Consider the following 12,835-nt stretch of genomic DNA (forward strand, 5'->3'; position numbering starts at 1 on the left):
GCGGGGGAGGGGGCAGGGGAGCGGGATGGTGGGGAAGGGCAGCGGGCCCTGGGTGACCTGGGGCTATCGCGCCGCGTGAAGGTTTGGCCCGGGGTTGTGTGAGGCCACAGTGAGTTGTCAGGCTGTTGCGGACTGTCAAGCTGTTGGGAGGGCACGTGCCTTTCGGTGAGCAGCCCGCGTACCTCCGCGTCGCCGGTGACCTGCGTCAGAAGATTGTGGACGGGGTGCTGGCCCCGCACACCCGGCTTCCTTCCCAGGCGCGGATCCGGGAGGAGTACGGCGTCTCGGACACCGTCGCGCTGGAGGCGCGGAAGGTCCTGATGGCCGAGGGGCTGGTGGAGGGGCGGTCCGGGTCGGGGACGTATGTGCGGGAGCAGCCGGTGCCGCGCCGGATCGCCCGCGGCGGCTTCCACAGCCGGGGCTGCACGCCGTTCCGGCAGGAGCAGTCGGACGAGCGGGTGCGGGGCACCTGGGAGTCCAGCAGCGAGCAGGAGGCGGCCGGTTCGGCGGTGGCCGCGCGGCTGCGGATCCCGGTGGGGGCGCGGGTGATGCGGACGCGGTACGTGTTCCGGGCGGAGGGGGAGCCGTCGATGCTCTCCACCTCCTGGGAGCCGCTGGAGATCACCGGGCGGACGCCGGTGATGCTGCCGGAGGAGGGCCCGCTGGCCGGCCGCGGGGTGGTCGAGCGGATGGCGGCCATCGACGTGGTGGTGGACAACGTCGTGGAGGAGGTCGGCGCCCGGCCCGGACTGGCCGAGGAGGCGCTGGCGCTGGGCGGGGTGCCGGGGCACGCGGTGCTGGTGATCTCGCGGACGTACTTCGCGGGCGGGCGGCCGGTGGAGACGGCCGATGTGGTGGCGTTGGCGGCCCGGCACCGGGTGGCGTACCACCTCCCTGTGAAGTAGCGGCCCACCCCAACCCCCGCCGCCCCTGCGGTATCCGCACCCCACACGCCGGTTCGGTGACCATGAATTTCGGTCGAGTTTGGTGTCTGGATTGCCCGGTATTGGGTGGGTGTGTCGTCCGGATATCGGTGTTGGAAACCTCACAGAGGCTCAACTGGGCGGGATTTTTTGCCTGGTGTGGGAACCGGATCTTCGGATTCGCTCATACGATGGCGAAGTTTGTGCACGGCACGGGGGAAGACCAGGAGACCAGCACGCGTGAGCACGACGAAGCCAACGAGTGCGGAGCAGGGCTCGCACTCGAACTACCGCCGGTCCCTCGGGACCATCGCCCTGACCGCCACTGGTCTCGGGTCCATCATCGGTTCCGGCTGGCTGTTCGGGGCCGAACGGGCCGCGGCCATCGCCGGTCCGGCCGCGATCCTCGCCTGGGTCATCGGCGCGGTCGTCGCGCTCACCATCGCCCTCACGTACACCGAGCTGGGCTCGATGTTCCCGAAGGCGGGCGGGATGGTCCGCTACGGGCAGTATTCGCACGGTTCGCTCGCGGGATACCTCGCGGCCTGGGCGAACTGGATCGCGATCGTCTCGGTGATCCCCGGTGAGGCGACCGCCTCCGTCCAGTACATGAGCTCGTGGGACTTCGGCTGGGCCAAGGCGCTCTTCGACGGCAAGGAGCTCACCGGCTCCGGCGTCGCGGTGGCCAGCGTCCTGCTGGTCTTCTACTTCTTCATGAACTGGTTCGCGGTCTCGCTCTTCGCCAAGACCAATACCGCGATCACGGTCTTCAAGGTCGTGGTGCCGATCCTCACCGCGGGCGCGCTGATCCTCGCGCACTTCGACACCCACAACATCGAGCGGGCCGGCGGCTTCGCCCCCAACGGCTGGAGCGCGGTCTTCAGCTGTGTGGCGCTCTCCGGCATCGTCTGGGCGTACAACGGCTTCCAGTCGCCGCTCAACCTCGCCGGCGAGGCGCGCAACCCGGGCCGCTCGCTGCCCAAGGCCGTCGCCTTCTCCATCGTCATCGCGCTGGTGATCTACCTCGCGCTCCAGGTCGCGTTCCTCTTCGCGGTGCCGGCCGGGGACCTGAGCAAGGGCTGGGGTGGGCTGAGCTACCACTCCCCGCTCGCCGAGCTGGGCCTGGCCTGGGGCCTGAACTGGCTGGCGCTGCTGCTGTACGCCGACGCGTTCGTCTCGCCGTCCGGTACGGGCATGATCTACGCGGCCACCACCTCGCGCATGATCCAGGGCGTGCAGGAGAACGGCCACCTGCCGGGGATCTTCGGCAAGGTGGACGCCAAGACCGGCATCCCGCGCCCGGCGCTGGTGCTCAACCTCGGCGTGGCGTTCCTGTTCCTGGCGGTCTTCCGCGGCTGGGGCTCGCTGGCCGAGGTGGTCTCGGTCGCCACGGTCATCTCGTACATCACCGGGCCGGTCGCCGTGATGGGCCTGCGGCGGCTCTCGCCGCACATGAAGCGGCCGGTGCAGCTGCGCGCGATGCCGGTCATCGCACCGGTCGCGATGATCTTCGGGTCGCTGGTCCTGTACTGGGGCAAGTGGCCGCTCACCGGCAAGGTCATCTTCATCATGGCGGTCGGCCTGCCGGTCTGGGCGTGGTACGAGATCGTCCGGCCGTGGAAGCAGGGCCGCAAGCCGCTGCGCGACCTGATGCCGCACCTGAAGGCCGGCGCCTGGATGGTCATCTACCTGCTGGTCATGGCGGCCGTGTCCTACCTGGGCGGCAAGGAGTTCGGCGGCAAGGGCTACCTGCCGCCGGGCCTCGACCTCGCGGTGGTCGCGGTGATCGCGCTGGCCTTCTACTTCTGGGGCGTGCGCAGCGCCTGGCGCAACCCCTCGCTGGTGGCCGTCGAGGCCGAGCTGGCCGCGGCGGAGGCGGCCGGCGAGACCAAGGGCGACGAGGCCCGTACCGGCGCCTGAGCGGCCCTCCGCGGCAGCTCTCCTTCTCGTGACACCCGCCCGGCCTGCCCGGGCTTCCACCGGCCGCTCGCGGGCCGCACCTGGGGTTCCCAGGGGCCCGCGGGTGGCCGGTTCGGTCTCTCTTTGTGCCATTCCATATCCGGTGCGTGAAGGTCGGGCGTAGGCTCGGGCATATGCGGATTGCGATTTCGGCATCAGCACAGGAGGGGCGCGCGCGGGCGCGCCGCACGGCGGACGGAGGGGCGCCATGACCGACACCGGGAGCGCGCTGCCCTGGCTCGTCATCCGCCAGGACGAAGGCGGCAACCGCTATCGGGTCGGCCGCTATGCCACCCGGGCGGAGGCGGAGCGGGTCGCCGACCGCCTCGGTACCCGCGGCAATCAGCGGCTTTACGTGGTCGAGCGGGTCGGCCACGGCGTGCCGTGAGCGGAGCGGGGCGGGGAAGCGCGCATGAGGCGGGGGACGTAGGCTGCCGCGCATGACGACGGTGCGCGTAGTGGTGGGCGGTGCGGTGTGCGAGCGGGGGCGGCTGCTGGCCGCCCGGCGCAGCGCGCCGCCCGCGCTGGCCGGCCGCTGGGAGCTGCCCGGCGGCAAGGTGGAGGACGGCGAGACGCCGGAGCAGGCGCTGGTGCGCGAGCTGCGCGAGGAGCTGGGCGTCGAGGCCGAGCCGGTGGAGCGGATCCCCGGCGAGTGGGTGCTGCGCCCCGGCTACGTCCTCCAGGTGTGGACCGCGCGGCTGGTCGGCGGGCGGCCGGAGCCGCTCCAGGACCATGACGAACTGCGCTGGCTGCGGCCCGGTGAGGAGCGCGAGGTGGACTGGCTCGACCAGGACCGCCCGGCCGTCGCCGAGGTGATGCGCCGGCTGGGCGGGCGGCCCGCGGTGGGTATTCCGGGCGCGCGCCTGTAGCTCCACGGGGGCGCCGCCGGGTGCGCGCCCCCGGTGGGCGCGGGTCGCGTTCCCCGCCGTCGTCCCGGCCGGTCGTCCGCCCGCTCGCGCGCGGTGCCCACCGCACCGGCGGCCCGCCGCGAGATGCGCCATTTGTGCCACAGTGCACGGTTCAAGGCGGTACCTGGGGCTCGATATCGGGTATGTCCTGATTGGCCCCTTTCGGCGGGGGCCGGGTTCGACGGGGGACCCCTCGGCCTGGGAAGTGATCGGCGTGAGCGACAGCGCAGCGGCAGAGGTCCCGGACTCCGGCCCCACCGATGTCCGCAAGCGCGGCCGGGCCGCCGGCGGGGCGCCGTGCGCCGAATGGAGCTTCCCCGCCGACCCCGGCGCGGTCCGCACCGCCCGCACCATGGTCCGTCAGGTGCTCGACGACTGGGGCCTGAACGGCGCCGCCGACGTCGCGGTGCTGCTGGTCAGCGAGCTGGTCACCAACTCCCTGCGGTACACCCGCGGCCCCATCGGCGTCCGCATGGTGCTGCTGGGCGCCGGCGCGCTCCTCGTCGAGGTCTCCGATCCGCTGCCCGATCCGCCGCGGACCCGTACCGCCGCCCCCGATGACGAGGGAGGACGCGGCCTCCAGCTGGTCGCGCACAGCTCCCGGCGGTGGGGCACCCGGCAGGGAAAGAGCGGCAAGACAGTGTGGTTCGAGCTGTCGGTGGCTGGTTAGGAGTCAGGAGGAGTCCTGATCGTTGCCATTTCATCGACATTTTGTAGATGGCCTGCGATCGAGACTGTGCTGTGATCGTGAAGACCGTGTTCCGGATAGCCGAGGTGCTGGAATACTCGGCAGGTCCGGTCCGGGCACGATGAGCTGGAGGGGACGGGGCTCGTGAGCGAGAAGTCATCCGGCGGGGTGGTACCCGCGCAGCATGACGGCCGGGACGGCGCGGACGGTCCGCAGGGACCCGGCGGTCACCGCCCTGCGCCCGAGCCGCCCGGCCCCGCCGTGTGGCAGAGCAGCCGGCCCGGCTCGATCTACGACTACATCAAGGTCGCCTCCTTCTCGCTCGGCCCCGACGGGCACATCGACCAGTGGAGCGAGCGGGCCGCCCGGATGCTCGGCATCCCGGCCCGCCACGCGCTCGGCAAGGACCCCGTCGCGGCCTTCGTACCCGGCCAGTTCCAGGAGACCGGGCGGCGCAAGGTCGCCGAGATCCTGGACGGCCGCGAGTGGACGGGCCTGGTCCCGTACTCCCGGGAGCCCGGTCGCGCGCCCGAGGGCCTGGCGGAGATCTATGTGATGCCCGCCGAGAACGAGCACGGTGAACGCGGCGCGGTCTGCCTGGTGGTCGACGTCCGGGCGCTGCGCGGTATCGAGACCGACCTCGCCGCCGCGCAGGCCGTTTTCGGTCAATCCCCCATGGGCTTCACCCTGTTCGGCACGGACCTGAAGCTGCTCCGGGTCAACGAGCGCTTCGCCACCGTCTTCGGCGGACCCGCCGCCAAGTACCGCGGCGGCACCCCGTACGACTTCCTGCCCCGCCCCGAGGCCGAGCGGATGACCGCCGCGCTGCGCCGGGTGCTGGAGACCGGCGAACCGGTCAGCGAGATGCAGCTGGTGGGCAGCGTCCCCGGCGAGGAGGACCGCCGCCGCTGGTCGGTCTCGCTCTACCGCCTGCACGGCGCCAGCGGCCGCCCGATCGGCGTCGCCGCGCTCGCCTCCGACGTCACCGGCCGCCGCCGCGCCGAACGGGAGGCCGCCAACGCCCGCCGCAACCTCGCGCTGCTCAACGAGGCCGGCGCCCGGATAGGCAACTCCCTGGATCTGGAGACCACCGCCCGCACCCTGCTCGACGTCGCCGTCCCGCAGTTCTGCGATCTGGCGTCGGTCGACCTCTACCAGGGGCTGCTGGCCGGTGACGAGGAGCGGCCGGGGATGAGCGACGGCAGCGCGGAGCTGCGCCGGGTCGCCTTCGCCAGCGCGGTCTCCGACGCCCCGCTGGCCGCCGGCACCCCCTACGACGCCCCGGTCGAGGTCGGCGCCGTGCACCGCTATCCGTTCAACTCCCCGTGCGCGGCGGCCCTGCGGACGGCGCAGGCGCAGATCATCCCGGGCCGGGACAGCGACGAGGCGCCGGAGCTGGGCGCGGTGGTGCACTCCACCCTCGCCGTCCCGATGGTCGCCCGGGACACCGTCGTCGGCCTGGTGCGGTTCTCCCGGACGAAGGGCAGCGAGCCGTTCGGCGAACGGGACACCGCGCTGGCGGTGGAGCTGGCCGCGCGCGCCGCGGTCTGCATCGACAACGCCCGGCTGTACCGCCGCGAGCACGAGCGGGCGCTGATATTGCAGCGCAGCCTGCTGCCGCCCGGCGACCCCGAGGCGGCCGGCCTCGACATCGCCTGCCGCTATCTGCCCGGCACCACCGCCACCGAGGTCGGCGGCGACTGGTTCGACGTCATCGAACTCCCCGGCCACCGCACCGCCCTGGTCGTCGGCGACGTGATGGGCCGGGGCCTGCGCGCCGCGGTCGCGATGGGCGAACTCCGCACCGCCGTACGGACGTTGGCGCTGCTGGACCTGGAGCCGGCCGAGGTGCTGGGGGCGCTGGACGAGATCGCCCGGGGGCTGGGCGGCAGCGGCGACCGCGGCGCCATGGCGCGCACCGCCCGCAGCCGGTCGGGCGCGGCGTCCGGCGGCGCGGTCCCGGCCCGCTCGGCGCGTACCGCCGACCTCTCCGAGGTCTACCTCGCCACCTGCGTCTACGCGGTCTACGACCCGATCACCCGGATCTGCACCTTCGCCAACGCCGGGCATCTGCCGCCGGTGCTGGTCGAGGAGGGCGAGGAGGCGCTGCTGCTGGACGTGCCGCCGGGGATGCCGCTGGGCGTGGGCGGGGAGCCGTTCGAGGAGATCGAGGTCGAGGTGCCGGACGGCGCGCTGCTCGCGCTGTACACCGACGGCCTGGTGGAGTCCCGGCACCAGCCGCTGGACGCGGGGCTGCAGGCGTTCCGCCGGGCGCTCTCGGACGCCGGGCGGCCGCTGGAGGACGTCTGCGACCACGTGCTGAGCGAGCTGAACACCTCGCACGGCGAGGACGACATCGCGCTGCTGATGGCCCGGGTGCACGGGCTGCCCAAGGAGGCGGTGGGCGACTGGAGCCTGGCGCCGGAGCCGCGGTCGGTGGCCCGGGCCCGGGAGCTGGCCCGCGACCAGCTGACCGACTGGGGTCTTCAGGCGCTGGTGGACACCACGGAGCTGCTGGTCAGCGAGTTGGTGACGAACGCGCTGCGGCACGGGCACGGGGAGATCAGGCTGCGGCTGCTGCTGGACCGGACGCTGGTGTGCGAGGTGTGGGACGCGGATCTCGCCCAGCCGCGGCGGCGGCGGGCCCGCGATACCGACGAGGGGGGCCGCGGTCTTCAGCTCGTCGGGCTGCTCAGTGAGCGCTGGGGGAGCCGGCGCACCCCGCGCGGCAAGACCGTGTGGTTCGAACTCGCGCTGCCGGACGGCGACGCGGCGCCGGCGGATCCGGCGGAGGCACTGCTGAGCCTGTTCTGAGGCCGCGGTACGGGCGTACGGGCGGTACGGGCGTACGGGCGCCCCTGGGGACCCGGGTGGACGGACCCGGGCTGCGGGTGGGTCAGGCGCCGCGGACGTGCGTGGCGGCCAGTTCCGCCTCGCGGACGACGCGTGCGGTGTCGACGTGCAGCAGCTCGCCGTCCGCCTTGCGGAGGTGGCCGTCGACGAAGACCTCGCTGACGTTCGGCGGCTGGCCGTTGAGGACGATCTGGCTGGTCCAGTCGAAGCGCGGGGCGAAGTTGAGCGTGCCGGGGTCCAGGACCACGACATCGGCGCGCTTGCCCGGGGTCAGGGAGCCGACCCGGTCGGCCATCCCGATGGCCTCCGCGCCGCCGAGGGTGGCCATCCGCAGCACGGCCGGGAGGGTCGGGTGGATCTCGGCGTCCTGGTGGAGGGCGCGCTGGAGGCCGACCGCCGCCTTCATGACGTTGAACATGTCCGAGGTGTCGTTGGTGCCGCCGTCGTGGCCGAGCCCGGCCTTGACACCGTGCCGGTGGTAGGCGGGCAGCGGGCAGATACCGGACGCCAGCCGCATATTGCTCAGCGGGCAGTGCGCGATCCGCACGTCGTGCTCGCCGGTGAGCGCGATCTCCTCGTCGGTGAGGTGGATCGCGTGGTTCATCAGCAGGCCCGGGCCGAACGCGCCGATCTCGCGCAGCGAGCGGATCTGGTCGTCCGCGCGGTCGCCCTTGTTCTCCAGGACGTGCGAGTTGAGCATCACCTTCAGGTCGCGGGCGACCTCGTTCAGCGCCCGCAACTCCTTGAGCTGGTCCATCCCGGCGTGCGCCGAGACCTGGACGGAGGCCAGCGGCAGCGGGTCCAGGAAGTCCTTCTTGATCTTGGGGATGAGGTGGGCGTCGGCGGCGCTCTGGGTCGAGGCGTAGACGAAGCGCAGACCGGCGTCGTCCAGCGCCTGGATGTAGCGCGCGCTGGTGTCGTACGGGATCGGGTGGACCCAGTCGACGACGGTGGTGACGCCGGCCTGGAGGGCGTCGAGGGCGGCCAGGTGGACGAAGCGGTACATGTCCTGGGGGCCGATCTTGGGGAGCGTGGCGCGGTTGCAGCCGCTCAGCCAGCCGTAGAGGTCGTCGCCGGAGCAGCCGCCGCGGATGCTGGACTGCCACAGGTGGTTGTGCAGATCGACGAAGCCGGGCAGCACGATCTTGCCGCGGGTGTCCAGGACGCGGGCGCCGGACGGGGCGGTCAGGCCGCGGCCCACGGCGGCGACGGTGCCGTCCCGGAGCAGGATGTCGACGCCGTTCTCCAGCTGCCCCAGGGGGCCGGTGCCCAGCTTGGGGTCCATGGTCAGCACCAGGTCGGCGCCGCGCAGCAGGGTGGTGCGGCGGGGGCCGGGGGCCTCGGCGGCGCGGGCCGGGCGGTCCTGGGCGACGGCGGGGAAGCCGGCCGCGGCGGCCAGCGGCACGGTGCCCAGACCGGCCAGCACGCGTCGGCGGTTCAATTTTGGAAGATTCATTCCGCTCTTATACCGCGCGTGTTCGATTACGTCGTAAGGCGGTTTCCGGCCATCTGATGCTACGTCAGAAAGGCGGCATGAGCGGGTACTTGGCGATACGGCGGGTTATTCCGTCCGACGCCGGATCTTGTTCCCGAGCCAGACCAGAGGGTCGTATTTCCGGTCCGCGGCCCGCTCCTTCAGCGGGATCAGGGCGTTGTCGGTGATCTTGATCTGCTCGGGGCAGACCTCGGTGCAGCACTTGGTGATGTTGCAGTAGCCGAGCCCGTGGTCATCCTGGGCGGCGCGCTTGCGGTCCAGGCCGAGGGCCGGCGCGGCGTCCAGCGGGTGCATGTCCAGTTCGGCGATCCGCATCAGGAAACGCGGGCCGGCGAAGGCGGTCTTGTTCTCCTCGTGGTCGCGGACCACGTGGCAGGTGTCCTGGCACAGGAAGCACTCGATGCACTTGCGGAACTCCTGCGAGCGGTTCACGTCCTCCTGCCGCATCCGGTACTCGCCCGGCCCCAGGTCCGCCGGCGGTACGAACGCCGGGATCTCCCGCGCCTTGGTGTAGTTGAACGACACATCGGTGACCAGGTCGCGCACGACCGGGAACGTCCGCATCGGGGTCAGGGTGACGGTCTCCGTACGGGAGAAGACCGACATCCGGGTCATGCACATCAGCCGCGGCCGCCCGTTGATCTCCGCGCTGCACGAACCGCATTTGCCCGCCTTGCAGTTCCAGCGCACCGCGAGGTCGGGGGCCTGGGTCGCCTGGAGGCGGTGGACGATGTCCAGCACCACCTCGCCCTCGTTGACCTCCACCTCGAAGTCCCGCAGCCCGCCGCCGTCCGCGTCGCCCCGCCAGATCCGGAAGCGCGCCTGGTAGGACCCGTCGGGCCGCTGCTCCGCCTGCCGCTCGCTCACCGGCTCAGCTCCTCGTCCGTCAGATACTTCACCAGCTCGTCCTTCTCGAAGAGTTCGAGGAGATCGCGGCGGATCGGCGGGGTCTCCCGGCGGGTGAGCCGGATCCGGCCCGGCGCCGGGCCCGGGTCGCCGTCGCCGCCCGGCCCGTCCGCGAGCGCGCAGACCAGATTGACGTTGCGCCAGCGCCGGTCCATCTCCGGATAGTCGTCCCGGGTGTGCCCGCCCCGGCTCTCCGTGCGGGTCAGCGCCGCCCGCGCCACGCACTCGCTGACCAGCAGCATGTTCCGCAGGTCCAGCGCCAGGTGCCAGCCCGGGTTGTACTGCCGGTGGCCCTCCACGCCGGCCCGCTCGGCGCGCGCCCGCAGCGCCGCCAGCCGCTCCAGCGCCTGGCTCATCTCGCCCTCCCGGCGGATGATGCCGACCAGGTCGTTCATCGCCTGCTGGAGCTCCTGGTGCAGGGTGTACGGGTTCTCGGCCGGGCCGCCGGCCTCCTCGGCGCTGAACGGGCGCAGCGCCTCCGCCTCGGCCGCGTCGATGTCGTGCGGCTCGGCGGGCGGCCGGGCGCGCAGCCCGGTGACGTACTCGGCCGCGTACAGCCCCGCGCGGCGGCCGAAGACCAGCAGGTCGGAGAGGGAGTTGCCGCCCAGGCGGTTGGAGCCGTGCATCCCGCCGGCCACCTCGCCGGCCGCGAACAGCCCGGGCACACCGGTGGCCGCCGCGGTGTCCGGGTCCACCTCCACCCCGCCCATGACGTAGTGGCAGGTCGGGCCGACCTCCATCGGCTCGGCGGTGATGTCCACGTCCGCCAGCTCCTTGAACTGGTGGTACATGGACGGCAGCCGGCGCTGGATGACCTCGGCCGGCATCCGGGTCGAGACGTCCAGGAAGACGCCGCCGTGCGGGGAGCCGCGGCCCGCCTTGACCTCGGCGTTGATGGCCCGGGCCACCTCGTCGCGGGGCAGCAGCTCGGGCGGGCGGCGGTTGCGGTCGGGGTCGTCGTACCAGCGGTCGCCCTCGGCCTCGGTCTCGGCGTACTTCTCCTTGAAGACGTCCGGGATGTAGTCGAACATGAACCGCTTGCCGTCGCTGTTGCGCAGCACCCCGCCGTCGCCGCGCACCGACTCGGTGACGAGGATGCCCTTGACGGACGGCGGCCAGACCATACCGGTCGGGTGGAACTGCACGAACTCCATGTTGATCAGCGGCGCGCCGGCCAGCAGCGCCAGCGCGTGCCCGTCGCCGGTGTACTCCCAGGAGTTGGAGGTCACCTTGAACGACTTGCCGATCCCGCCGGTGGCCAGCACCACGGCCGGCGCCTCCAGCACGAAGAAGCGGCCGGACTCCCGGTCGTAGCAGAAGACCCCGGAGACCTTCCCGTCGGTCTTCAGCACGCGGGTGACCGTGCACTCCTGGAAGACCTTCAGCCCCTCCTCGTACGAGCCGGAGACCCGCTGGTCCTCCTGCTGGAGCGCGACGATCCGCTGCTGGAGGGTGCGGATCAGCTCCAGGCCGGTGCGGTCGCCGACGTGCGCCAGCCGCGGGTACTCGTGGCCGCCGAAGTTCCGCTGGGAGATCCGGCCGTCCGGGGTGCGGTCGAAGAGCGCGCCCCAGGTCTCCAGCTCCCAGACCCGGTCCGGGGCCTCCCGGGCGTGCAGTTCGGCCATCCGCCAGTGGTTGAGGAACTTCCCGCCGCGCATGGTGTCCCGGAAGTGGACCTGCCAGGTGTCGTGCTCGTTGGCGTTGCCCATACTGGCCGCGATCCCGCCCTCGGCCATCACCGTATGGGCCTTGCCGAACAGGGACTTGCAGATCACCGCCGTCCGCATGCCCGCCTCGCGGGCCTCGATGGCGGCGCGCAGCCCGGCGCCGCCCGCGCCCACCACGACCACGTCCCAGGTCTGCCGGTCCACATGCGCCATCAGCGGCACACCTTCCCTCGTAAGTCCCTTTGTTCCCTTGCGGATTGGCGGGTCAGAAGAAGCGCGGGTCCTCGAACGCCCCGCTGGCCAGCAGGAAGACGTAGAAGTCCGCCACCGCCACGCTGATCAGCGAGGACCAGGCGAGCAGCATGTGGCGGGCGTTGAGCTTGCTGACCCAGCCCCACAGCCGGTACCGCACCGGGTGCTTGGAGAAGTGCCGCAGCCGGCCGCCGACGATATGCCGGCAGGAGTGGCAGGAGAGGGTGTACGCCCAGATCAGCACGATGTTGGCGAGGAAGACCAGCGAGCCCAGGCCCATATGGCCCCAGCGGTAGTGGTCGTCGCGGAAGGTCAGCGCGGTGTCGTACGTCAGCACCCCGGCGACCACCACCGCGAAGTAGAAGAAGTAGCGGTGGATGTTCTGGAGGATCAGCGGGAAGCGGGTCTCGCCGGTGTACTTCCGGTGCGGTTCGGCGACCGCGCAGGCCGGCGGGGAGGCCCAGAAGCCGCGGTAGTACGCCTTGCGGTAGTAGTAGCAGGTCAGCCGGAAGCCCAGCGGGAAGATCAGGATCAGCAGCGCGGGGGACAGGCCCCACCAGCTGCCGAAGATCTCCCAGTTGGGGCCGCCCCGCATGGTGCGGCAGTTCTCCGCCAGACACGGCGAGTAGAACGGCGAGACGTAGGGGGCGTGGTAGTAGTCGGCGTTCGCGAACGCCCGCCAGGTGGAGTAGACGACGAACGCCAGGAGCCCGGCGGCGGTGCCGGCCGGTGCCAGCCACCAGCGGTCGGTGCGCAGATGGCGGGCGGGGATGGCGGCGCGCGAGGCATCGCGCACGCCGGTCGGGCCCGATTGCGGTGCGGGGTCGATGCCGGTGGCCAACGTCTCGTCTCCGTCCGTCAGGGGGCGTGCCGGTCTTTGCCGCCCAGGCCCTCGTCCTCGGCGTCGGTCCACAGCGCGGAGTTGTAGGGGGTGTCGGGGATCGGGACCATCTCGTCCTCGGCCGCGCCCGGGCGGCCCGGCGGGGCGGCGGCCAGGCTCTGCCTCAGCAGCGCCAGCCCCTCCCGCAGATGGTCCGTGTCGCTGCGGATGCGGCGGACCTCCAGCCCTTCGCCGATCCGCTTCTGGAGCGTGCCGACCGCCTGGACCAGGGCGTCCAGGCTGCGTTCAACCGCCGTCAAGTCGTCCTGTACGGACATCGGGTGCCCTCACTTCGTGACGGGTG

At 72.1% G+C, this 12,835-nt stretch carries 11 protein-coding genes; 6 read left to right on the forward strand and 5 right to left on the reverse strand.

The window, feature by feature from the left end; genetic code table 11:
• Positions 1–155: 155 nt before the first annotated feature.
• The 6 genes from ADL22_RS21375 (at position 156) to ADL22_RS21400 (ending at position 7,292) form a co-directional block, all read left to right on the forward strand.
• Positions 156–905 carry a GntR family transcriptional regulator gene (locus tag ADL22_RS21375; RefSeq protein ID WP_066982039.1) on the forward strand — a complete coding sequence of 250 codons (750 nt, stop codon included), beginning with the start codon at positions 156–158 and terminating at the stop codon, positions 903–905.
• Positions 906–1,163: 258 nt separating this feature from the next.
• Positions 1,164–2,843: an APC family permease gene (locus ADL22_RS21380; RefSeq protein ID WP_066982042.1), complete on the forward strand. Its 1,680-nt coding sequence runs from the start codon at positions 1,164–1,166 to the stop codon at positions 2,841–2,843.
• Between the two features lie 247 nt (positions 2,844–3,090).
• Entirely contained in the window at positions 3,091–3,270 is a 180-nt protein-coding gene (locus tag ADL22_RS21385; RefSeq protein ID WP_066982044.1) for an SPOR domain-containing protein, read from the forward strand.
• 52 nt (positions 3,271–3,322) lie between these two features.
• A complete protein-coding gene (locus ADL22_RS21390) occupies positions 3,323–3,751 on the forward strand; it encodes a (deoxy)nucleoside triphosphate pyrophosphohydrolase (RefSeq protein WP_066982047.1) in 429 nt (142 codons plus the stop codon).
• 244 nt (positions 3,752–3,995) lie between these two features.
• The gene (locus ADL22_RS21395) at positions 3,996–4,460 is read left to right on the forward strand and encodes an ATP-binding protein (protein ID WP_066982049.1); all 465 of its coding nucleotides are present in this window, start codon (positions 3,996–3,998) and stop codon (positions 4,458–4,460) included.
• 162 nt (positions 4,461–4,622) lie between these two features.
• Positions 4,623–7,292: a SpoIIE family protein phosphatase gene (locus ADL22_RS21400; protein ID WP_420711585.1), complete on the forward strand. Its 2,670-nt coding sequence runs from the start codon at positions 4,623–4,625 to the stop codon at positions 7,290–7,292.
• An 82-nt stretch (positions 7,293–7,374) separates the two neighbouring features.
• Here the strand turns inward: ADL22_RS21400 and ADL22_RS21405 are convergent, their stop codons facing one another.
• From ADL22_RS21405 to ADL22_RS21425, 5 genes are all read right to left on the reverse strand, one after another.
• Positions 7,375–8,772 (reverse strand): amidohydrolase family protein, encoded by a 1,398-nt coding sequence (locus tag ADL22_RS21405; RefSeq protein ID WP_234430793.1) that lies wholly within the window; start codon positions 8,770–8,772, stop codon positions 7,375–7,377.
• A 120-nt stretch (positions 8,773–8,892) separates the two neighbouring features.
• Positions 8,893–9,693, reverse strand: a complete 801-nt coding sequence (locus ADL22_RS21410; RefSeq protein WP_066982053.1) for a succinate dehydrogenase/fumarate reductase iron-sulfur subunit — start codon at positions 9,691–9,693, stop codon at positions 8,893–8,895.
• Complete coding sequence (locus ADL22_RS21415) at positions 9,690–11,612, reverse strand: fumarate reductase/succinate dehydrogenase flavoprotein subunit (RefSeq protein WP_066982056.1); 1,923 nt, start codon at positions 11,610–11,612, stop codon at positions 9,690–9,692. The genes ADL22_RS21410 and ADL22_RS21415 overlap by 4 nt, the downstream gene beginning before the upstream one ends.
• 52 nt (positions 11,613–11,664) lie before the next feature.
• Positions 11,665–12,492: a hypothetical protein gene (locus ADL22_RS21420; protein WP_066982059.1), complete on the reverse strand. Its 828-nt coding sequence runs from the start codon at positions 12,490–12,492 to the stop codon at positions 11,665–11,667.
• A 17-nt stretch (positions 12,493–12,509) separates the two neighbouring features.
• The gene (locus ADL22_RS21425; protein ID WP_066982061.1) at positions 12,510–12,809 is read right to left on the reverse strand and encodes a hypothetical protein; all 300 of its coding nucleotides are present in this window, start codon (positions 12,807–12,809) and stop codon (positions 12,510–12,512) included.
• Positions 12,810–12,835 lie beyond the last annotated feature (26 nt).

This window comes from Streptomyces sp. NRRL F-4489 (assembly GCF_001509485.1).
GTDB lineage: Bacteria > Actinomycetota > Actinomycetes > Streptomycetales > Streptomycetaceae > Streptomyces.

Coding starts and splice junctions, on each gene's coding strand:
- ADL22_RS21385 (WP_066982044.1), top strand. CDS start 3,091: ATGACCGACACCGGGAGCGCGCTGCCCTGGCTCGTCATCCGCCAGGAC.
- ADL22_RS21425 (WP_066982061.1), bottom strand. CDS start 12,809: ATGTCCGTACAGGACGACTTGACGGCGGTTGAACGCAGCCTGGACGCC.
- ADL22_RS21390 (WP_066982047.1), top strand. CDS start 3,323: ATGACGACGGTGCGCGTAGTGGTGGGCGGTGCGGTGTGCGAGCGGGGG.
- ADL22_RS21415 (WP_066982056.1), bottom strand. CDS start 11,612: ATGGCGCATGTGGACCGGCAGACCTGGGACGTGGTCGTGGTGGGCGCG.